Genomic DNA, 20,217 nt, shown 5'->3' on the forward strand with positions numbered 1-20,217 from the left:
CTGCGCGCCCCTTCATCCCCGGATCACTGCCGAATCAACGCCATGGCGCAATCGAGCACCGTGCGCTTGAGATCGGCCATGCCTTCGGGCGGCAGGAACGGGCCCATCATGTGGCGGTACGAAACCGTCTTGCTGATGGCGGACGTGAGCATGAAGAACATCACGTCGGCGTCCGCCACGGGGCGCTTCTGCGCTTCGAGCCAATCGGCCACAAGCGGCACCATCACGTTGCGATACGGACGCACCAGCCGTTGCGTGAGAACGTCGAGCCGCTCGCCTTCTTCGGTCGCTGCGGTCGAGAAGAACATGCCGACGTCGGGATTCTCGAATACCGCATCCACGAACACGCGTACCGCCTGTTCGATACGCTCGGCCGGTCCCAGCGGTGAGTGCTGCAGCGCATCGGTCTGCTCGATGAGCGAGTGCGTAAGCGATGCGATCTGATCGACGACTGCGACCCACAGCGCCTCCTTCGAGCCGAAGTGGTGCGAAATCAGCGCCGCGTCGACACCGGATGCCTCCGCGATCTGCCGCACGCTGCTCGCATAGAACCCTCGCTGCGCGAAGATGCGCCGGGCGTTGAGTAACAACGCGTCGGCACCATGCGTGCAATCGCACGTGGGGCGCCCACGTGCGCGTTTGCGGGGCGGAGCGGCTTGCGGGACGGCTTTGTTCGGAGTCATTGAGCGATGGGGTGTTCGAATTCGCAACAGCAATGCGCCAAGTCTACCCGACCCTAACGCACCTGCCTGCCCAGACATTTGCTATTTGACACGCCCGGGCCACGCTCGCTATTATGCGCTTATTCATCACTTGTTGAATTTGACATTTTCCCCCAAATGTCTCGCGCAAACCGGATCGTGATTGTCGGTGGCGGTATCGCCGGCCTGAGGCTGGCAACGCGTCTGGGCCGTACGCTCGGGCGTGCCGGTGCTGCACGCGTGACGCTTGTCGACAGTCATCCTACCCACCTTTGGAAGCCGATGCTGCATACCGTGGCGGCCGGCACGCGCGATGGCGCACACACACAGGTGACGTATCTCGCCCATGCATGCAGCAATGGCTTCACGTATCAGGCGGGTCGCATGTGCGGGCTGGACCGTTCGCGCCGGGAGGTCGTGCTGGGGGAGATGGAAGCGCCAGACGGCTCGCGTCTGCTGGGCGAGCGTCGCGTGCCATACGATGCGCTCGTGCTCGCGCTCGGTTCGCAAGCCGACGATGCCGGTCTGCCGGGCGTGCGCGACGTCTGCCATTTCATCGACAGTCAGCCGCAGGCCGAGGCCTTCCATGCGGCGTTGCGCTGCAAGGCGTTACGCAGTGCCGTGAGCGACGACGCGTTGCGTGTCGTGATCGCCGGCGGCGGCACCACGGGTGTGGAACTTGCCGTCGAGTTGAGTCGCACGTTTGCCTTGGCCGCCGGTTACGGCGATCCGCAGATTTGCGAGCGTCTGAAGCTCACGCTCGTCGAGAGCGGCCCGCGTGTGCTGGGGGCGTTCCCTCCCGACGTGTCCGAGGCGTCGCAGGCACAGCTTGAACGTCTGGGTTTTCATGTACTGACGGACACACGCGTCGTGTGTGCGGACCGCGACGGCTTCTATCGAGATGACGGTCAGTTGATTCCCGGCGATCTGCTGGTCTGGGCGGCGGGCGTGAAAGCCCCGGACTGTCTGCGGGACATCGGAGGGCTTATCACCAACGATGCCAACCAGATCGTGGTGCGCAATACGATGCAAACCGCGCAGGACGAGCGGATTTTCGCGCTCGGCGACTGCGCATCACTCACGCTTGCGCAGGGTGAGTGCCCGTTGCCTCCGACGGCGCAAGTAGCGACCCAGCAGGCGGCGCATCTGGGCCGTCACCTTGGTGCGTGGCTCGAAGGCCGCGCAATTCCGCCGTTCGCTTATCGCGATCCTGGTGCGTTGGTATCGCTGTCTGACTACAACGCGTTCGGCACGCTCGGGCGCTTCGGTTTTTTCAAAGGTGGCATCGTGCGCGGACAGTTTGCGCAATGGAGCCACGCCATGTTGTACCGACGCCATCAGCATGCACTGCACGGGTTTGCCCGCGCTACAGTGCTGCTGGGCGCGGAAAAACTCGGCGGCCTTCGCGGGCCGCGTATCCGGCTGGCCTGACCATGCGAAGCGACCGAACCAATTGCCCCAACCGAAGCGGCAGCAGCCGCGCCCAAGGGACATCCCCGACCTCCCGTGCCTCGCGCACGTCACGCAGCGCCTTGCGGACTCAGGGTGTCTGGCAGCACACCGTTGCGATGCTCGATGCCGAGCCCGTCGTGTGCCAGCCGGTCATTCCCTACACGCGACGCGCGCCCAGCGTCCGGGTGCTGGAGATCTCCAGCGAACTGACGATTACCGTGTCGTGGAACGACGCGACGGGCGGCAACTACGGTGCGCAGATCTGGCGCATTCGCCGTGCGCATCATCCGGGCATTTGTGCGTTGACGGGTGAGACGATCGACGTTGGCGACTTCGTCTACCGCCCGCTATTCGGTGACGTACCGCCGCTCAACGCCGACGCGATGATCTCGGCCGACGCCATTCGCGTCATGCGTGCATCGCTGAGCCGCGAACTCGAACCGGCGTAAGACGACGACCGGCACCCCGCGCGGATCTGCTGCCGGGGTGTACTCCGCGAAGTCGTGTTTTCATCAAGGACGCTGCACCCGCACCCGGCGGGACGGATCCCCGATCCCCGATCCCCGATTCGTCCTGGTCTACGATCATCTGTCCCTTCTGACAACGCTCCGCATTCAGTGGAGCATTGCCTCCCACATTCCTGCCTCTCTGAACCTACCCCGGGTGCTGCCCGTCGACATCTGGCGATGTCTGCGAATTGCGTATGGGAGATGTGGAAGTGCTGAAGGACATTCGCCTGACGTTCGATTAAGCAGCACCCGAACGGGGAAGCACAGACCGATAGGCGCAGTGCATGATGCACTCGCGCCTTATGCGCCCCGCGTTGCATCCATTACATCGGTTACGTCCGTTACGAGGCCATATCGCCTATGGACACCCATATGCGATTACGCTTCGGGCATGGCTCGCCCCGCTTTACAGTGACGCTGAATCGCCTCGGCGCCTTTCCGTCCGAAGAGCCTCCCCACACGGAGACGACCCTCGATGACAAGACCCTACCTCACCCTTTGTGCCGCGCTCACGGCGACGACCGCCATTGGTTGGATGGCGTTCAGCGCCCATAGTTACGCTGCCGAGCGCGGTGCCGCAGCCCCCACCGAGCCCCGGCAAGCCGAAATCAAAGCGCTCGTCGACAAGACAATCACCCCGCTCATGGCCAGGCAGAACATTCCAGGTATGGCGGTCGGCGTCGTCTTCGACGGCCGGACCTATGTCTTTAACTATGGCGTAGCGGACAAAGCCACCAAGAAGCCTGTCACAGCCGACACGCTTTTCGAAATCGGTTCCGTCAGCAAGACCTTCACCGCAACGCTCGCGGCCTACGCGCAAACTACCGGCGCGCTCTCGCTCACGGACAAGACCAGCCGCTTCGTGCCCGAACTCGCCGGCACCCCGTTCGGTGACGTGAAGCTGGTGAATCTCGGCACGCACACCACTGGCGGCATGCCGCTTCAGGTGCCCGACGATATCCACAACATCGACCAGATCCTCCAGTACCTCAAGGCGTGGAAACCGGCGCAGCCGACAGGCACCGTGCGCACCTATTCGAATGTGAGCCTCGGCGCGTTCGGCTGGATCACTGCGCGCGCCATGCATGGCGACTTCTCCACGCTCGTCACCGAGCACGTCTTCAAACCGCTGGACATGAAACACACCTTCATCCGCGTGCCGGAAGATCAACAGGCGAATTACGCATGGGGTTACGGGAAAGACGACAAGCCCGTTCGCGTCACGCCAGCGGTGTTCGAAAAGGAAGCCTACGGCGTGAAAACCACCGCGAGCGATTTGCTGCGGTTCGTGCGAGCCAACCTCGGAACGCCCGTGCGCGACAACTCACTGCAACAGGCAATCCACGCGACACACACCGGCTATTTCGCCGACAAGCCGATGACGCAGGATCTGGTTTGGGAGCAGTATCCGTATCCGGTCAGCGTGGATGCGCTACTCGAAGGCAACTCCGCCCGGATGGCGCGCGAATCAACGCCCGCGCGTGAACTCTCGCCCCCCATGGCGCCGACGCCCGCCGCATGGGTCAACAAGACAGGATCGATGCGCGGCTTCGGCACCTACGTCGCGTTCGTTCCGTCGAAGCAAATGGGCATCGTGCTGCTGGCGAACAAGAACTACCCGATGGGCGAGCGCATCCGCGCGGCGCATCACATCCTGACGACGCTCGACGGCGGCACGCGCACTGCCGCAGCTTCACGAAAGTGATAGCGCCTGTGGTGTTCTGACACCTGAAGACGCCTGCGCGTTACTTCCCGAAGACCTGCTCGAGCGCCGCCGTCATATCCTCGATCAGGTCCTGCGGATCTTCCAGGCCGATGTGCAGACGCACGATCGGCCCCGCCGACGTCCAGTCCTCGCACGTGCGCGTGCCTGCGATGTTCGTGACCGTCGCCAGACTCTCGAAGCCGCCCCACGACGCGCCGATGCCGAACAGCTCGAGCGCGTCGACGAAACGATCCGCTTGCGCCGTCGTGGCATTGCCGAACTCGAACGAAATCAGCCCGTTCGTACCGAGGCAATCGCGCTGCCACAATGCGTGGCCCGGATGCGTCGGCAACGCCGGACAGAACACGCGGGCGACGTCGGGAAGACTTTCGAGCCAGTGCGCGATCTCCAGCGCATGACGTTCATGCATCTGCAAACGGGCTGCCAGCGTGCGCGTGCCGCGCAGCACAAGATAAGCATCATCCGGACTCACCGCCACCCCTTGCGCATCGGCCATGGTGGAGAGCGTCTGCCAGACTTCCTGCGTCGTGGTCACGGTGCCCATCATCACGTCCGAGTGACCACTCAGGTACTTGGTCGCGGCCATGATCGAGACGTCGGCCCCCAGCATGAGAGGACGGCACTGCACGCCGGAGCCCCACGTGTTGTCGGCCACAAGCAGCGCGCCGCGACGGTGTGCAAGATCGGCCAGTGCCGGGATATCGCACATCTCGTAGACGAGCGAGCCCGGCGTTTCCACGTAGATCAATTTGGTGCCCGCCGTGAAGTGCGCTTCGGCGTCGCTGCCGTCGGCGCGGAAGTAGGTCACGTGCACGCCCCACGGTTTCAGAAACGTCTCTACGAAGTGACGCAACGGCTGATACACGCAGTCTGAGATCAGCACGTGGTCGCCCGGACGCACGTAGGCGAGAAACACCATCGAGATCGCCGCGAGCCCCGTCGGGAAGAGACGCGTGCGATAGCCGCCTTCCAACTCGGCAACGACGTCTTCCAGCGCAAAGCCGGTCGGATTACCGCGAGCGCCGTAGGTGAACATGCGCTCTGTACCGCGACGGCGGCGAGCATCGTTCATGTCGTCCATGGTGTCGAACAGCACGGTGGATGCGCGCACCACCGGCGGATTGACGGCGCGTCCGCCGACGACAGTGGTATGTGTACCGCCCTTGACTAAGCGGGTGGCGAGACGTTTGGGGGGCGATTGTCGGGACATGATCGGGGGCGTGGATGAAAACGATTCGAAAGCCGTGTCGTGGCGTGCGCAAAAGAACGCGCACGCCAGTGCCGGAGCTTACTTCGCGGCGGCAGACTCACCAATACGGAAAGCACCGCGCTCCTTCTCGTCGAGCTGCGCGAGAAGGCCCGTCTCCCACGCCAGATACTGCCGCGCCGCCGCCTTGTTGCCGTCGTGACGGTCGTGCACGAAGAACAGATAGTCGATGCACTCGGCGTCCGGCGGCAGGTCGGGCGTGCTCTCGACCGGGTGTCCGGCCGCGGCCCATGCTTTGAAGCCGCCAGCGAGCACCGAGACCGTACGCGGGTCGCCGGCATTCGCACGGCGCCAATCGGCCGCGAACAGTTCTGCGACGCCGCGCTCGTCCGCAATGAGCACGATGTTACGCGACGCGCTCAGATTCGGCAGATGGGGACGAATCGCCCACTGCGCGCCAGCGACATGCTCGCGGCGGTAGCTCATGCTCGAACGCACATCGACCACGGTCACACTGCCATCGGCCAGCGCACCGGCAAGCGCGGCGACATCGATCTCGGGCAGCGTCGTCTCGACAGCCGGCGCACGCACCGGCAGCGACGCGCCACTGGCAAGTCCATCGCGCAACACATAGGCGTCGTGGCCCAACTGGCGCAACCAGCTTGCGACGATAGGTGCACGCACACCGTCGTTATCGAACAGCACCACGCGGGCATGGCGCACGCCCACGTACTGATCCGTCGCCTGAATCAACTGACCGCCCGGCGTATGCTGTGCGCCCGGCAGCGACCCGGCGGCGAACTCTTCCGGCGTGCGCACATCGCACAGGAACAACGAGCGCGACGTGTCCGATGCCCATTGCGCGAAGGTCGACGCATCGACTTCCGGCACGGCGAACCGCTCGGCCAGCGCGCCACTCGCTTCGCGCATTTGCGCGAGGCTGGACGGCGCCACCGCATCGGGATAGCGGCGCGTGCTGCCATGCTCCAGCGGCAGGTCTTCCAGATACCAGCCTTGCGTGCCGTTCTCCAGCGCCATGACCGGATTGGGAATACCCAGGTTGATGAGCGTCTGCGCGCCGATGATGCTGCGTGTGCGGCCGGCGCAATTCACGACGATGGGCGTGGCGGGGTTCGGCACCAGTTCACGGATGCGATAGCCCAGTTCGCCGTTCGGGCAGCAGATCGACGACGGGATCGTCATTTTCAGGTACTCGCTCACGGGACGGCCGTCGAGAATCACCAGGTCGTCGCCGCGCTCGCGCATCGCCGCCAGGTCGCGTGCCGTGATGCGCGGCGTGTGATACGCCATCTCCACCAGTTCACCGAACGTCTTCGACGGCACATTCACGCCAGCGAACAACGTGAAGCCGGCCTGTTGCCAGGCATCGGTGCCGCCTTCGAGCACGTACACGCCGGTGTAGCCGAGTGCGGCCAGACGCTGCGCTGCCTGCACGGCAACACTCGCGTCGGTGTCGTAGAGCACCACGCGGGCATCGCGACGCGGGGCCAGCCGCACGATATCGATTTCGAGCCGGCTGTAGGGCAGCGTCACGCCGTAGAAGAGATGCGCCTCGCCGTACTGGCCGTGCTCACGCACGTCAAACACGGCGATCTCGGCGCCATCGTGCAGCCATTCCTTGAGGCGGGCGGACGGCACAAATTGAGGAGTGAACGAGGTCATAGCGTTGCGTCGGTGTCAGGTTTCGCCAGGCCATTGCCAAAGCGTAGGGATGAGCGGGCCCGCACCCCCCGCAGGGGCGATGTGATGCGGGTGGCGCGAAGTCCGTTCGCGCCGTCAGGAATTTCGCCGCCGGTCTTCTCCGGCGGTCACTGCGGAATTAGCGGCGAGTCTTCACACCGATATCCATCACTTGATACGTGCCCTTGGCAAGATCGAAGGTGATGCGCTCGGTGAGCGTTTCCAGCGCGCGGCCATACATGTGCAGGTGACGAATCGGCGCTTCGCCCTTGATCTCGACCGCATGAATGTCTTCCGAGGCCAGCGCAATGCCATTGCCCGGATCGACCACGACGGTGTCGCTCACTTCTAGCGTGCCGACGCCCGGCGTCTTGCCGTCGTCCGTACGACGGTAGACGTAGTTGTATTCCACGCCGTCGACCGCCGCGATGCAGGCCCACGTCGTGTGGTTATGCGGCGTGATCTTCTTGCCCGGACGCATGACGTTCAGATACAGCGCGTAGGTCTTGTCGGCATCTTCGTGAATCAGATAGCGCGCTTGCAATTCACCGTCGGTCGGCGGCGGGAAATCGGCCTCGCTCCACAGCGCAGTGCGCGCGGCGAGCGATTTGACCTGATCGAGCACGGCGGCCAGCGCGGGACGCGTCTCGCCCTCGGGCGCCAGTGCGGCCTTCATGGCGTTGATCGCGTCGCTGACGACGCTCTGACGTTGTTCGGAAACGGTGGGCGTGGACATGGTGAGAGTCTTCTCCGTAGTACTTTGTTTTGCGAAGTGCCCGCTCGGGGCGCTGTCGTATGTTTGTGGGCTCGCCGTCAGGCGGGCACGGCATCGATCGGCATACCGATCATCGGCGACGGACGCAGCACGTCTTGCAGGAAACGCTGGGCGCGCGCATGCTTCGGCCGGCTGAAGAACTCTGCGGGCGGCGAGTCTTCGAGCAACTCGCCCTGATCCATGAACCAGACGCGGCTCGACACATCGCGTGCGAAGCCCATCTCGTGCGTGACGATCATCATCGTGAGGCCATCGCCGGCCAGCGAACGCATGACTTGCAGAACCTCCTGCACCATCTCGGGATCGAGCGCGCTCGTCGGTTCGTCGAACAGCATGAGCGGCGGCTTCATGGCGAGCGCGCGCGCGATCGCCACACGCTGCTGCTGACCGCCCGAGAGGTTCGCGGGCATGGCGTCGATCTTATGGGCGAGGCCAACCTTGGCGAGCAGCGTCTCTGCCTGAGCGACCGCTTCGTCGCGCGACATGCCCAGCACTTTCGTCGGCCCGAGAATCAGGTTCTGGCGCACCGACAGGTTCTGAAACAGGTTGAAGCTCTGGAACACGAAGCCGATACGGGCGCGCAACTGATTGAGCTTCACGTCGCGCGCGGTGACGTCCTGGCCTTCGAACAGGATACGTCCCTTCTGGATAGCTTCGAGCCGCGTGACGGTGCGAATCAGCGTCGATTTTCCCGAGCCCGACGGCCCGCAAACGACAACGACTTCGCCGCGTCCGATGGTAGCGTTGATGCCCTTGAGGACATGATGTTCGCCGTAGAACTTATCGACATTCTCGAATGCGAGCATGCTCATGATCGCGTTCTCCTTCTTGAATCCTGCGTTCACGCCAACCCCGCGCGCTGACGGGCGATGCGACGCTCGAGCCAGCCAGCGAAGCGCGAAATGGCGAAACACAACACGAAATAGAAAGCTGCGAGCACGAGGAACGTCTGCAGCGGCTTGGTCAGCACGATCGTATTGACCTGTGCGGCCGAGTACGTCAGCTCGGGCACCCCAATCACATACGCCAGCGATGTCGCCTTGATGATCGACACGAACTGATTGACGATGGACGGCAGCATGTTCGCGAGCGCCTGCGGCAATTGCACGTAACGCATGCTTTGCAGCCACGACAGCCCGTTCGAGCGCGCCGCTTCCATCTGTCCGCGCGGCAAGCCCTCAAGGCCGGCGCGCACGATCTGCGACAGGAAGGCGCTTTCGTAGACGATAATCGCGCACACGGCCGTGGTGAACGCCGACACCTCGGCGCCCACGAGCAGCGGCACGGCGAAGTACGCCCAGAAGATGATCATCAGCAGCGGAATGCCGCGCACCAGCCGTGTCCAGACGCCGGCCACGCGACGCATCCAGCGCCACGGCGAAACCTGCGCCATGCCGATCACGACCGAGATGGGGAACGAGATCACCAGCCCGAGCGCCGAGAGAATGAGCGTGATCGCCACGCCGCCGAGCGGGCCGTTAGGCCAGCTCCCGACGAGGAACAACGCGAGATAGTCATGCAGAATCTCGTACATCGTCTCAGACTCCCGAGGGCGCCGTGCGGCGTTTGGCGAAGTGCTCGGAGAGCGCCATCAAGGCCAGCGTGCCGATCAGATACAGGATCGTCGCCACCAGAAACACATCGAAGGTGCGGAAGGTCAGGTTATCGATCTGACGCGTGCGGTACAGCAATTCGTGCACGCCGATCGCCATCGCCAGCGAACTGTTCTTGAAGAGCAGCAGTGCCTGATTGAGCAATGCGGGCAATGCCACGCGAATGCCCTGCGGCAGGATGACGTAACGGAACGACTGCAAATACGTAAGACCGATGGACCACGCGGCTTCCTGTTGCGTGTGCGGAATCGCGCGCAACCCCGAGCGCAGGTCTTCCGAAATGAACGCGCCGGCGTTGAGCGACAGCGCGATCGTCGCGAAGAAGAACTCGGTGTTGCCTGCGTTGATCCAGTCGCGCAGGCCTTCTGGCAGCAGTTGCGGCACGCCGAAATACCACACGAGGATCTGCACCAGCACGGGCACGTTGCGATGGTACTCCACCACCACGATCACGAAACCCTTGAAGAGCTTGACTGGCAGGGCGCGCAGCGTGGTGAGCGTGATGCCCACCACGATGGACAGCAGGCCCGACACCACGAACAGCCGGAGCGTGGTCAGCACACCGTCGCGAAGCAGCTTCAGGTAGCCGTCTTCGAGCAAAAACGAGAGATCGAACATTGCGCGTCGTCTCGCTTACTGCACCTTGATCGGCTCGACCTTATAGTCGCGCGTGAACTTGTAGACCGACTTGCTGCCGAGCCACTTGTCGAAGCTCTCCTGCAAGCCGTTCGACTTGTCGTAATCGAGCAGGATCTTGTTCACAGCAGCGAGCAACGCCGGCTCGTTCTTGTTCATCACCACGCCCCAGCGCTCTTCGAAGACCGGCTTGGCGAGCAAGCGATACTGCTGGCCGCCCTTGGCCGCCGCTTCGTTGGCAAAGCGCGCCAGAATCAGTTGACCCGCCACCAGACCTTCGACCTTGCCCTGTTGCAGCGCGAGGAACGCCGACGAGATGTCGTGGAAGGTCAGCAGGTTCGAGTCGGGCAGACGTGTGACGGACACGGCGGCCGAGCTGGAACCCTCGGACGCGGCAATCTTCTTGCCCGCGAGTTGATCGAGCGTTTGCAGCGGCGAGTCGGCGCGCACCAGCACGCGGATCGGCGCGACGAAGTACTGATCGCTGAAGTCGACCTGTGCGGCGCGCGCAGGCATCCAGGCGACAGCGGCCGCGAGCACGTCGACGCGGCGCGTCTTGAGTTCGGGAATACGGGCGTCTGTCGACAGGGCACGGTGTTCGAGCTTCACGCCAAGCCCCTTGGCGATCGCGCGGCACACGTCGACGTCGAAGCCGACGATCTTGCGCGTGGCGGCGTCGGGGAACGCATACGGTTCGCTGGCGTTTTGCGTGCCGCAAACGAGCGTGCCGCGAGCCTTGATGTCTGCCAGTTGGTCGGCGCGCGCGACGCCCGTCATGGCGAGTGTCGCGAACAGCGCGGCTGCAAGGTGTCTTTGCCACATGATCCTGAGTCTCCTTGAGTTCGACCTGAGGGGGCGAATCGATTAGCGGGGGACCGGTCAACGCCGGCTTCCGCCCCGGTCACATAAATATTGCTTGAGTGTTAGGCAGGTTATCGACCAAAATTCCTGAGAACAATTTAATTTTTATCTTAGAAACATTAGTGTTTCTGAAGTATCGACCCAAACAACCATGCGAAACCTCGACATCGATCTGTTGCGTACTTTCGTGGCGATTGCACAGCACGAAACCTTCGTGGCGGCCGCCGCGCGCGTGGGTCGCACGCAGTCCGCCATCACACAGCAGATGCAGCGGCTGGAGCAGGAAATGGGGTGTGCGCTATTCGAGAAGCAGGGGCGGCAGAAGACGATGACGGCCGACGGCATGCGGCTCGTTGCCTATGCGAACAAGATTCTTGCGCTCAACGATCAGGCCGTGCAGGTCATGCACACGCGCGGCCCGGCGGAGAAACTGCGCATCGGCTCGCCGCACGATGTGGCCGATTCGATCCTGCCCAGCATGTTGCGACGGCTGTCGAAACTCTCGGCGGAGTTGCAGTTGGAGATCAACGTCGGACGTAGCCCGCACCTCATGGATGCGCTGCGCGACAAGGAACTGGATCTGGCGATCTCGACACGTTACGACGAAGGATTTCCGGGGATCAAGCTGCGCACGTCGCCGATGGTGTGGATCTGCGCTGACGATTTCATCTTCAACTCGGCCGCCCCGGTACCGCTCGTGATGGCCGACGAGTTGAGCCTGTTCCGGCGGCTGTCCATCGAACGTCTGAACGCAGCGGGTATCGCTTGGCGCACGAGCTTCATCTCACCGACGCTGACCGGCATCAAGGCGGCGATCAGTGCGGGCCTCGGTGTCACGGCCCGCACGACCGAGCTGCTCGACGCCAACATGCGCGTACTCTCGGAGGCGGATGGTCTGCCCCGCCTGCCCGACGTCGCGTTCTATCTCTACGTGCAACCGACGTGTACCAGCCAGGTGCTGCGCGAACTGTTCGAGTCGACGGAGCACATCGCCACGCGTTTCGGACCGCCGTTTCTGATGGGCGAGTAATCGGCGCACCGGCACTCATCCGCGCAGCGACAAGGTCAGCGTCATGCCACACGACTCCGTGGTTATTTTTGTGGGAACTCCGCAGCGCAGCATATCGCGACCTTGCCCGTTTCGCCCGACAGGATGAAGGAGACCGGCGCGCACTTACGTCGTTGCGATAAGCAGTTCTTCGGCGTTGGCCGGTGGGCGCAAGCCATCGTCGCGGTTCGAGAAATAGCGTTGGCTCAGGGTCGCCGCCGACACATGCGACGCGTCTTTGAAGCCATTCTCCCGGGCGAACGCCATCATGTCCTGCGGTGTGAAGACGCTGATGAACGGCGTGCCGCTCTCGCGTGCCCCTTTTTCTGCCATCTCGAGGCCGGGACGCACCTCGGGGTCGGCCATCTCCAGGGGCAGCAAAAACGTCATGGCCAGCGTGGAGCCGGGCGCGAACGACGACACTTCGCGCAACGTCAACGCATTCGCCTCACGGGTCAGATACATGCTCACGCCTGTGGAGACGATCACCGCCGGCCGGCTGGCGTCGAAGCCGTGCTGCAAGAGGGCGTCGCGCCACGACTGTCCGGCCTCGAAATCCACCGGTACGAAGTGAAGCCAGTCTTGCACGCCATAACCCAATGCGATAAGCCGGTCGTACTTCCAGCGTTGCGGCCCCGGGCGGTCGATTTCGAAGATCGTGAGCGATGCGGCGAGTTCGGGGTGCCGCTGCGCAAAGCTATCGAGGCCCGCGCCGAGAATCACATACTGGGTGACGCCGTGCCGCAGTTGCTCCATCACGAGGTCTTCGATGAAGCGAGCACGGGCAACGATGGACGCGCGAAACGGGCGCGTGAACTCGGGGTTCATGTCGCCGCGCTCACGCCAATCGTCCGGAGGTTCGAGCAACTTCAGACCAATGTCGTCGGTGAGTACGTGTGGCGTGGCGTCGACTTCGAGATGCAGCGCACGCCATAGTGCTACGCGCGCTGCCGTGCTGTCGGGGGCGATGGCTTTGTGATCGGTCATGGCGCATACCTCGTGGGTCAGGTACGGGATGCATCGATTCTTGCACAGCTACGGCAACGCTGCCGGGAAATCGCTCACGGCCGGCGATAGTGTTCCGGCTAGCCTTTGAAGAAGAGATGAGCCGCGCCTTGATAGCCGACGTACAGCCCGACCAGAATGATCAGGCCGCCCGAGAAGTACGGCGCCTTGCGCGCGAAGTCGCCGAAGCCGCTCCACCGGCGCGACACATGCCGCACGCTGAGCGCCGCCAGTGCACCGGACGCGACCATCGTCATCGCAAGCCCGATGCTGAAGCACAGCACTAGCCCCGCACCCAACGCAAAGCGCTTGAGTTGCAGGCAGAGCAGCAAGACCGTGATCGATGCCGGACACGGCACCAGGCCGCCCGTCAGGCCGAACATGACAATCTGGCCGGTCGTGACTTCGCGGCCGGTGAACCGCTTCTGAATGTCCCGGGCATGGGCACGCTCGTGGGCATCCTGAAAATCATCCGAGGACAGGTCGACGCCATGCGAATGTGAATGCGACGCGTGAGCGTGGCCGTGGTCATGGCCGTGGTCATGGCCGTGGTCGTGGTCGTGGCTGTGGTCGTGGCCATGGTCATGGTCGTGCGCATGCGCCCGAGCGTTGTCGCGCCACGTGCGCCAGAGCATCCAGCCGGCGACTGCCAGAATCAGGACACCCGACGCGAGTTGAAAGTACGGCTCGGAGGCGTCGGCGTCCCAGTTGCGTCCGAAGTACAGCCCGGCAAATGCGACCAGCCACACCACAGCGGTATGCGACGCCGTCGCCGACAAACCGAGCAGCACCGCCTGCCCCACAGTGCCGCGAATGGCGACAATGAACGCCGCCATCATCGTTTTGGAATGCCCCGGTTCCAGCCCATGCAGCGCGCCGAGCAAGATGGCGCTGGGGACGAACAACCAGGCGTTACCTTGCTGAAGTAGGGTCGAGAACTCGGTCATGTGACATCTCACGAACTATGGAAAAGAGAAGGGACGGCGGCCGCCAATATACTCCCCTATAGTATTTTTGTGTTAGAGTTTTTCGCGATTTGGCCAACCTGAAACAGGAGCGCGACCCGCCTGTGCATACGATTCGAGACAAGAACAAGCTGTTGGCACGCGTTCGTCGCATTCAAGGGCAGACGCAGGCGCTTGAGCGCCAGTTGGACCAAGAGGGCGATTGCGTCGAGATCCTGCAGCAGATCGCCGCCATTCGCGGCGCCGTGAACGGCCTGATGGCTGCCGTCATCGAAGGACATCTCGTCGATCATCTCGTCAACGAGCCTGAACTGGCGAATCGCGAGGCCGAGCTGGACCCGGTGCTGCATGTCATCAAGGCCTACCTGAAATAACCCCCACTGTGTGCCGGAGTTGCGCGTGATGCTGTCCCTTCGATTGCATTGGTACGCCCTGGAGACATCGCGAGTGCTGCGCAGGCACTGGCAAGTCCTTTGCCTGACAATCATGCTGGTGCTCCCGTCGATGCCGGTTTTCGCGCAAGCGCGAATTCTCGGAGCCCCTGTGCTCGCCACGCTCGCCCCAGCGCGCGGCGTCGAATGGCAGTTCCTTTGGGTGCACGCGCTTGAAGCCGTTGGCGTGCTGTGGGTACTCGCGCAGCGACGTGCCATCTCCGGCGGCTCGTTCGCCACCTTCACCCGGTCGTTGCCCGTTCCCGCATGGCGCCTGCGGGGTGTCGATGCGGCGGTGGTGGCGCTCGCCAGCACACCGCTGTTGCTCAGCGTGGCAGCAGCGCTCGTCGCGCTCGCCTTCACACCCGAGAACGGCATCCCTTCCTTCTATGTGCTCGATCTGACGCTCATTACACTCGGCGCGCAACTGGCGGTGCTCAATCGAAGCCTGCGAAACGCCGTGCCGCTCGTCACGGCCAATGCGCTGCTCGTGGCGGGGCTGCAAACGTCTGGCTCGCTGGCATTCTCAATGCTCGCAGGTGCGCTGGGCGTCTCGGTGTGGACGTTGATCCGCGTGCCGGCCGTTCCAGCACCGCGCCAATGGCAACTGGGCTCGCTGCAGGTCATCGCTCCTGCTGCGGGCTTGCTCTCCCCGAGTGGGTGGGTGCAGGTCGGGATACTGCGCTCGCATGCGAGCACGGTTACCGGCCGGGGCGCGCTGATGGCCGCGACGGCCGCCGCGACGTGCTATCTCAGCGCGCTCTGGGCATTCGACATCCGTGCCAAGGCGCTCGTCTTGATGGCTCAGGCCGTGATCCTTGTGATCGCCGCCATGCATTTCCGCGAGTTGAGTCAAGCCCACCACCGGGCGGCGCACTTCACCCGCTCGCTGCCACGCCGGCCGATCTGGCAGACGCTCGCCGATATCGCAACGGTGCTATGTGTTGCATTCGTGTTTGTGGTCATCGGCCCGGTCTTTCTCGCGATCAATGGCGCGATGCCGTTCTGGCAGACGCCGCCGCTCTTACTCGCTGGCATACCGCTCGTGGCAGTGCTGCGCTTGCCGCAGCGATTTGCTCCACGCCAGTCCGTGCTGCTTGGCGCGACACTTGCCGCGTTGTGGGTCGCCGCCGTCTGGCCGTACTTCGTTCACTGATTTCCCTCCGCTCATGCTCCGCTTCGCTAATCTCACCAAACGCTTCGGCACCCGTACCCTCTTCGAGAATCTGCACTTCAACGCAAACGCAGGTTGCGTGGCGTTGAACGACGAAAACGGCAGCGGCAAGTCCACCCTGCTCGGCATGCTCGCGGGCACCGTCGATGCGGATGGTGGCGATATCTGGCTCGATGGGCATTCCCTGCGCGAAGCGCCACTGGCCGCAAAATCCGTGCTCGCGTATGTGCCCGACGATTGCCTCGCGTATCCGTTTCAGACAGGGCGCGCGCTGCTTGACCTCGTGGCGTCGACCAAAAAGACGAGCGTCGATGCGGGCGTGCTCGATCTCGCCCATCGTTTCGGGTTGGCACCCCACATGGAAAAGCGCTTCGAGCAAATGTCGCTTGGTACGCGCCGCAAGTTCTTCCTGAGCGCAACGCTGATTGGCGCGCCACGCGTGATCATCGCGGATGAGCCCGGCAACGGCCTGGACGCCGCCGCGCGCGCTGTCCTCATCGACTTGTTCACCACACTGGGTAAAGATCGCTGCGTGTTCTTTTCCAGCCACGATCCGGATCTCACACGCGCCTGCCATGCCACGACGGTCGCCTTCGCCGATTTCGCGCCCCAACGCGCCATCTGACACACCGTTTCGCTTTGCGCGCGCCGCGATAGTTCATCTCGCGTCGAAACATCCTCGCGTCGCGCGCCCCTAGACTCCGGCCATCGTCATCACCGGCTGGAAAACCATGAATACCGACTGCGGCACGCGATCTCCTGAGCGCATCAGCGCCGTACAACACGATGCGTCCAACATGCGGCGGATTCTGAACGCCACATGCGTCAGCTACGTCGTCGTTCTGCTGGACACGTCGATCGTCAATGTCGCGCTTGAGCCGCTAGCCCATGCCTTCGATGTGCAGATGACCGGGCTGCAATGGGTTGTCAGCGCCTACACACTCCTGTTCGCGAGTCTGCTGCTCACGGGCGGCACACTCGGCGACCGATGGGGTGCGAAGCGGGGCTATCTCGCCGGCCTGCTGATTTTCATGATGGCATCGCTCGGCTGCGCACTCGCACGCTCGCCGTCGATGCTCATCGCCGCCCGCGCGCTTCAGGGTATCGGTGCGGCGTTGCTCGTGCCGTGCTCGCTCAAGCTCATTCATCAGGCGACGCCCGACCCCGCCGAGCGGACACGCGCCATCGGCCGATGGGTTGGACTGGGCGGCATTGCACTGGCCGCCGGCCCGCTCGTCGGCGGCGTGCTGATCCACTGGCTCGGCTGGCGCAGCATCTTCCTGGTGAACGTGCCGGTCTGTCTCGCGGGCGCGGTGATGGCAGGGCGCATCGCCTGCGCGCCGCCTGCGCCTGCACAGTCGGGCACCAACCGCGTCGATCTTTCCGGGCTGATGACGGGCATGGTCGCGCTTGCCACCCTGATCGGGGTGCTCATCGAGGGCCATGCGCTCGGCTGGACATCCGCGTGGATCGCCGCCGGTGCCATCTTGTCTGCCCTTGCGTGGCTTGCACTGCTGCGCATCGAGGCCCGTCATCCCCATCCGATGCTGCCGTTGACGCTGTTCCGAAGCGGGATATTCACCGGTTCGACGGCCGCGTCGATGGCCTCCGCTTTCGTGTTCTACGGCTTGTTGTTCGTGGTGAGCCTGCATTTTCAGCAGGTGCGCGGATACACCGCACTACAGACGGGCATGGCCTTACTGCCCATGACCGTCATGGTCGCCGCCGGAAGTCTGCTGGCGGGGCGCCTGGCGGGTCGCTTTGGCCCGGTGCGTCCGGTGCTTTGGGCGTTCGTCGCCTACGCGGCGGGAGCCATCGGGCTGGCGTTCGTCACGGCCAATGTGCCGTATGCGTTCGCCGTGTTGCCCATGCTGGCCATCGGTGCGGCGTCCGGCGTTGTTTCACCCATTGCAACGGCACCGGCGTTGCAGACGGTTGCACCGGCGCGGGCGGGGGTCGCAGCCGCCGTTCTGAACACTGCGAGGCAAGCGGGTGCGGCACTCGGTGTTGCGATCTTCGGCTCCCTCGCGGGCACCGTGCCGCCGGCGGAAACCGGGCTGTACCCCGCGCTGGGCCTGGCTGTCGGGGTCAGTCTCGCGATGTTGCCGGCGTGGCGGCTGGCGTTACGCGAGTGGGGCCCGCATGCGCTTTGATCGGCACTCGTTAAAGTTACTGCCCCAATGCGCCGTAAGCGCAAAGAGTGAAGCAGTCATGTATCGATGCGATGGCACCCGCGGTACTGCCGGAGCGGTAACCCCCCAATTCAACGGCTCGCTTGCGAGCCTACCGATGAAAGCCCATGAAAGTCACTTCGTTGCGAACCCGGATTCTGCTCATCACCTGCTTGACGGTGGTTGGGGCACTTATTCTCTCTGGCATTACGACTTACGTGATCGTGCGCGACAGCATGATGTCGAGCATTGCGCACACGCTCTCGGCCGTAGCCAACGGCAATGCAAGCGCCATTGAGCGCTGGTCGGCCGACAAGGCGCAGGCGGTCGTGGCGACGTCGCAGGTCGTCGAGAAAGGGGACCCGAGCCTCGTGAAGCTCATGGGCAAGACCAACGACTTCCCGATCACGACCGTCGGCTGGTCGGACAAGACATTCTTCTCCACCACCAACACCACGCCGCCGGGCTACGACCCGACCACCCGCCCCTGGTATAAGAGCGCAGTCGCGGCGGGCAAGTTGGCCATCACCAAGCCGTATGGCGATTCGGGGACCGGCATTCTGTACGTGGCCTTCGCCGCGCCGATCGTGCGTGACGGCCAGACTGCCGGTGTGGTCAGTGGCGCCGTGCCGCTCACCGGTGTTCAGGACATCGTCAAGGCGGTGCACCCCACGCCGTCGAGCCTCGCACTGGTTGTGGCAAGCGACGGGCAGGTGATCGCCCACCCGGACAACAAGTTCTCGCTCAAGCCGTCGACGGAGGTGGCCGCCGCGCTCACCGCCGACTCGCTTCAGGGCATGACCGCCGACGACGCCGCACCGGTCGCCATGGAACTCTCGGGAGCCCCCAAGCTGCTCAAGGCCAAGCGCATTCCCGGCACGGACTGGTATCTGGTGGTCGCGCTCGACCAAGCGGAAGCCACGGCCGGCCTGACGCATGTGCTGAGTGCAACGGCCATCACGCTGATCGTGCTGACGTTGATCTCGCTGGCCATCGTGTCGGTCTTCACGTCGCGCGCTTTCAAGCGTCTGTCGACCGTGCGCGACGCCATGGACACCATCGGTTCGGGCGACGGCGATATGACGCAGCGCCTGGACGTCATCGGCCACGACGAAGTGGCGCAGATTTCGACGTCGTTCAATGCATTCGTCGACAAGATCAGTACGGTAATGCTCGATGTGCGCTCGGGCGTGTCGTCGATGACCTCGGCGACGAGCGAGATCGAAATGGGCAACCGCGATTTGTCGCAGCGCACCGAAGCGTCGGCAGGGTCGTTGCAGGAGACATCGTCTGCGCTCACGGAGCTGACCTCCAGCGTCAAGCAGACGGCCGACACCGCCGAGCACGCGACGCGTCTGGCCAACGAGGCGAGCGCTGCCGCCGCGCGGGGCGGCCAGGTTGTCACCGATGCCGTGGGCACGATGGCGGCGATCACGCAGTCGTCGGAGCGCATCACGGAGATCATTGGTGTGATCGACGGCATTGCGTTCCAGACCAACATTCTGGCGCTCAACGCCGCGGTGGAAGCGGCGCGCGCGGGTGAGCAGGGACGTGGCTTTGCGGTGGTGGCAGGTGAGGTGCGCACACTGGCCCAACGCAGCGCCGCTGCGGCACAAGAGATCAAGGCGCTCATCGAGACGTCGGTGCACAACGTGAAGAGCGGTACGGAACGCGTACAGGCTGCGGGTACGACGATGCACGAGATCGTCGACGGGATTACGCGAGTGCAGCGTCTGGTGAGTGAAATCCACGCGGCGATGACCGAACAGAGCGCTGGCATCAGCCAGATCGACCGTTCGGTCTCGGAGATGGATCAGGCGACGCAGCAGAATGCGGCGCTGGTCGAAGAGTCGGCGGCCGCGTCGGCGATGCTGAGCGAACAGGCCCGCATGCTTGCCGAAACGGTGGCACGCTTCCGTCTGCGCGAGGGGCATCGCAACGATTCGCACGGCTTTGGCGCGCCGCATGCGCCGTCGCTGTCGGTGGTGGGCTCGTCGCAGCGTCTGGCCGCTTGAGGACAGGGCGAGGGCGGCGCGGTATCGGGGAAAAGGCCGAGCGGCGATGTGAACGCTTCATACGCGAGGCGTTCACAAAATCCGATTTTCCCGTTACAATCGCCGTCCCCTGCCCAGGTGGCGGAATTGGTAGACGCACTATCTTGAGGGGGTAGCGCCGAGAGGCGTGCGGGTTCGAGTCCCGCCCTGGGCACCAAAACAGCCTCATCTGGCAATACTTCCCCCGG

The 20,217-nt window shown here is 63.8% G+C and carries 19 protein-coding genes and 1 tRNA gene; 10 read left to right on the forward strand and 10 right to left on the reverse strand.

Annotation, left to right across the window (positions count from 1 at the left end):
* Nucleotides 1-23: 23 nt before the first annotated feature.
* Nucleotides 24-683, reverse strand: a complete 660-nt coding sequence (locus PCO31110_RS04560) for a TetR/AcrR family transcriptional regulator (protein WP_010806767.1) — start codon at nucleotides 681-683, stop codon at nucleotides 24-26.
* Between the two features lie 156 nt (nucleotides 684-839).
* Here PCO31110_RS04560 and PCO31110_RS04565 point away from each other — a divergent pair, with 156 nt between their 5' ends.
* The 3 genes from PCO31110_RS04565 (at nucleotide 840) to blaPNC (ending at nucleotide 4,367) form a co-directional block, all read left to right on the forward strand.
* A complete protein-coding gene (locus tag PCO31110_RS04565) occupies nucleotides 840-2,132 on the forward strand; it encodes an NAD(P)/FAD-dependent oxidoreductase (RefSeq protein ID WP_150689724.1) in 1,293 nt (430 codons plus the stop codon).
* Nucleotides 2,133-2,269: 137 nt separating this feature from the next.
* Nucleotides 2,270-2,602: a DUF3331 domain-containing protein gene (locus PCO31110_RS25590; RefSeq protein WP_010806769.1), complete on the forward strand. Its 333-nt coding sequence runs from the start codon at nucleotides 2,270-2,272 to the stop codon at nucleotides 2,600-2,602.
* A gap of 535 nt (nucleotides 2,603-3,137) precedes the next feature.
* Nucleotides 3,138-4,367 (forward strand): PNC family class C beta-lactamase, encoded by a 1,230-nt coding sequence (blaPNC, locus tag PCO31110_RS04575; protein WP_150689725.1) that lies wholly within the window; start codon nucleotides 3,138-3,140, stop codon nucleotides 4,365-4,367.
* Between the two features lie 40 nt (nucleotides 4,368-4,407).
* Here the strand turns inward: blaPNC and metC are convergent, their stop codons facing one another.
* The 7 genes from metC to PCO31110_RS04610 form a co-directional block, all read right to left on the reverse strand.
* On the reverse strand, nucleotides 4,408-5,598 hold the full coding sequence (gene metC, locus PCO31110_RS04580; protein ID WP_150689726.1) for a cystathionine beta-lyase: 1,191 nt from the start codon (nucleotides 5,596-5,598) through the stop codon (nucleotides 4,408-4,410).
* A 78-nt stretch (nucleotides 5,599-5,676) separates the two neighbouring features.
* Nucleotides 5,677-7,278: a rhodanese-like domain-containing protein gene (locus tag PCO31110_RS04585; protein WP_150689727.1), complete on the reverse strand. Its 1,602-nt coding sequence runs from the start codon at nucleotides 7,276-7,278 to the stop codon at nucleotides 5,677-5,679.
* 157 nt (nucleotides 7,279-7,435) lie between these two features.
* Complete coding sequence (locus tag PCO31110_RS04590) at nucleotides 7,436-8,032, reverse strand: cysteine dioxygenase family protein (RefSeq protein ID WP_010806773.1); 597 nt, start codon at nucleotides 8,030-8,032, stop codon at nucleotides 7,436-7,438.
* Between the two features lie 77 nt (nucleotides 8,033-8,109).
* Nucleotides 8,110-8,883, reverse strand: coding sequence for an amino acid ABC transporter ATP-binding protein (locus PCO31110_RS04595; protein ID WP_281350601.1), 774 nt, complete (start codon nucleotides 8,881-8,883; stop codon nucleotides 8,110-8,112).
* Nucleotides 8,884-8,912: 29 nt separating this feature from the next.
* Nucleotides 8,913-9,605 (reverse strand): amino acid ABC transporter permease, encoded by a 693-nt coding sequence (locus PCO31110_RS04600; protein ID WP_010806775.1) that lies wholly within the window; start codon nucleotides 9,603-9,605, stop codon nucleotides 8,913-8,915.
* Nucleotides 9,606-9,609: 4 nt separating this feature from the next.
* Complete coding sequence (locus PCO31110_RS04605) at nucleotides 9,610-10,302, reverse strand: amino acid ABC transporter permease (protein ID WP_010806776.1); 693 nt, start codon at nucleotides 10,300-10,302, stop codon at nucleotides 9,610-9,612.
* A 15-nt stretch (nucleotides 10,303-10,317) separates the two neighbouring features.
* On the reverse strand, nucleotides 10,318-11,142 hold the full coding sequence (locus tag PCO31110_RS04610) for a transporter substrate-binding domain-containing protein (protein ID WP_010806777.1): 825 nt from the start codon (nucleotides 11,140-11,142) through the stop codon (nucleotides 10,318-10,320).
* 190 nt (nucleotides 11,143-11,332) lie between these two features.
* Here PCO31110_RS04610 and PCO31110_RS04615 point away from each other — a divergent pair, with 190 nt between their 5' ends.
* The gene (locus PCO31110_RS04615; protein WP_010806778.1) at nucleotides 11,333-12,211 is read left to right on the forward strand and encodes a LysR substrate-binding domain-containing protein; all 879 of its coding nucleotides are present in this window, start codon (nucleotides 11,333-11,335) and stop codon (nucleotides 12,209-12,211) included.
* 144 nt (nucleotides 12,212-12,355) lie between these two features.
* Here the strand turns inward: PCO31110_RS04615 and PCO31110_RS04620 are convergent, their stop codons facing one another.
* Nucleotides 12,356-13,216, reverse strand: a complete 861-nt coding sequence (locus PCO31110_RS04620) for a class I SAM-dependent methyltransferase (protein WP_150689728.1) — start codon at nucleotides 13,214-13,216, stop codon at nucleotides 12,356-12,358.
* Nucleotides 13,217-13,314: 98 nt separating this feature from the next.
* Nucleotides 13,315-14,181 (reverse strand): nickel/cobalt efflux protein RcnA, encoded by an 867-nt coding sequence (locus PCO31110_RS04625; RefSeq protein WP_150689729.1) that lies wholly within the window; start codon nucleotides 14,179-14,181, stop codon nucleotides 13,315-13,317.
* Between the two features lie 122 nt (nucleotides 14,182-14,303).
* Between PCO31110_RS04625 and PCO31110_RS04630 the strand changes: the two genes are divergently transcribed.
* The 6 genes from PCO31110_RS04630 to PCO31110_RS04655 all read left to right on the forward strand — a co-directional run bounded on the left by PCO31110_RS04630 (nucleotide 14,304) and on the right by PCO31110_RS04655 (nucleotide 20,186).
* Nucleotides 14,304-14,573, forward strand: a complete 270-nt coding sequence (locus PCO31110_RS04630) for a metal/formaldehyde-sensitive transcriptional repressor (RefSeq protein WP_036663987.1) — start codon at nucleotides 14,304-14,306, stop codon at nucleotides 14,571-14,573.
* Nucleotides 14,574-14,601: 28 nt separating this feature from the next.
* Nucleotides 14,602-15,786, forward strand: coding sequence for a DUF6136 family protein (locus PCO31110_RS04635; protein WP_150689730.1), 1,185 nt, complete (start codon nucleotides 14,602-14,604; stop codon nucleotides 15,784-15,786).
* Nucleotides 15,787-15,799: 13 nt separating this feature from the next.
* On the forward strand, nucleotides 15,800-16,429 hold the full coding sequence (locus PCO31110_RS04640) for an ABC transporter ATP-binding protein (RefSeq protein ID WP_010806783.1): 630 nt from the start codon (nucleotides 15,800-15,802) through the stop codon (nucleotides 16,427-16,429).
* Nucleotides 16,430-16,535: 106 nt separating this feature from the next.
* Nucleotides 16,536-17,957, forward strand: coding sequence for an MFS transporter (locus tag PCO31110_RS04645; protein WP_217427259.1), 1,422 nt, complete (start codon nucleotides 16,536-16,538; stop codon nucleotides 17,955-17,957).
* Nucleotides 17,958-18,103: 146 nt separating this feature from the next.
* Nucleotides 18,104-19,990, forward strand: coding sequence for a methyl-accepting chemotaxis protein (locus PCO31110_RS04650; protein ID WP_010806785.1), 1,887 nt, complete (start codon nucleotides 18,104-18,106; stop codon nucleotides 19,988-19,990).
* Between the two features lie 111 nt (nucleotides 19,991-20,101).
* Nucleotides 20,102-20,186 (forward strand) — tRNA-Leu (locus PCO31110_RS04655).
* The last annotated feature ends 31 nt before the right edge of the window (nucleotides 20,187-20,217 follow it).

Origin of the sequence: Pandoraea communis (assembly GCF_902459745.1) — a bacterium.
GTDB lineage: Bacteria > Pseudomonadota > Gammaproteobacteria > Burkholderiales > Burkholderiaceae > Pandoraea > Pandoraea communis.

Bases quoted from the DNA above. Each gene is read 5' to 3' on its own strand.
- PCO31110_RS04605 (WP_010806776.1), bottom strand. From the start codon at position 10,302: ATGTTCGATCTCTCGTTTTTGCTCGAAGACGGCTACCTGAAGCTGCTT.
- PCO31110_RS04650 (WP_010806785.1), top strand. From the start codon at position 18,104: ATGAAAGTCACTTCGTTGCGAACCCGGATTCTGCTCATCACCTGCTTG.
- PCO31110_RS04620 (WP_150689728.1), bottom strand. From the start codon at position 13,216: ATGACCGATCACAAAGCCATCGCCCCCGACAGCACGGCAGCGCGCGTA.
- PCO31110_RS04600 (WP_010806775.1), bottom strand. From the start codon at position 9,605: ATGTACGAGATTCTGCATGACTATCTCGCGTTGTTCCTCGTCGGGAGC.
- PCO31110_RS04560 (WP_010806767.1), bottom strand. From the start codon at position 683: ATGACTCCGAACAAAGCCGTCCCGCAAGCCGCTCCGCCCCGCAAACGC.
- PCO31110_RS04565 (WP_150689724.1), top strand. From the start codon at position 840: ATGTCTCGCGCAAACCGGATCGTGATTGTCGGTGGCGGTATCGCCGGC.
- PCO31110_RS25590 (WP_010806769.1), top strand. From the start codon at position 2,270: ATGCTCGATGCCGAGCCCGTCGTGTGCCAGCCGGTCATTCCCTACACG.
- PCO31110_RS04585 (WP_150689727.1), bottom strand. From the start codon at position 7,278: ATGACCTCGTTCACTCCTCAATTTGTGCCGTCCGCCCGCCTCAAGGAA.
- PCO31110_RS04625 (WP_150689729.1), bottom strand. From the start codon at position 14,181: ATGACCGAGTTCTCGACCCTACTTCAGCAAGGTAACGCCTGGTTGTTC.
- PCO31110_RS04595 (WP_281350601.1), bottom strand. From the start codon at position 8,883: ATGAGCATGCTCGCATTCGAGAATGTCGATAAGTTCTACGGCGAACAT.
- blaPNC (WP_150689725.1), top strand. From the start codon at position 3,138: ATGACAAGACCCTACCTCACCCTTTGTGCCGCGCTCACGGCGACGACC.
- PCO31110_RS04615 (WP_010806778.1), top strand. From the start codon at position 11,333: ATGCGAAACCTCGACATCGATCTGTTGCGTACTTTCGTGGCGATTGCA.
- PCO31110_RS04645 (WP_217427259.1), top strand. From the start codon at position 16,536: ATGAATACCGACTGCGGCACGCGATCTCCTGAGCGCATCAGCGCCGTA.
- PCO31110_RS04590 (WP_010806773.1), bottom strand. From the start codon at position 8,032: ATGTCCACGCCCACCGTTTCCGAACAACGTCAGAGCGTCGTCAGCGAC.
- PCO31110_RS04610 (WP_010806777.1), bottom strand. From the start codon at position 11,142: ATGTGGCAAAGACACCTTGCAGCCGCGCTGTTCGCGACACTCGCCATG.
- metC (WP_150689726.1), bottom strand. From the start codon at position 5,598: ATGTCCCGACAATCGCCCCCCAAACGTCTCGCCACCCGCTTAGTCAAG.
- PCO31110_RS04640 (WP_010806783.1), top strand. From the start codon at position 15,800: ATGCTCCGCTTCGCTAATCTCACCAAACGCTTCGGCACCCGTACCCTC.
- PCO31110_RS04635 (WP_150689730.1), top strand. From the start codon at position 14,602: ATGCTGTCCCTTCGATTGCATTGGTACGCCCTGGAGACATCGCGAGTG.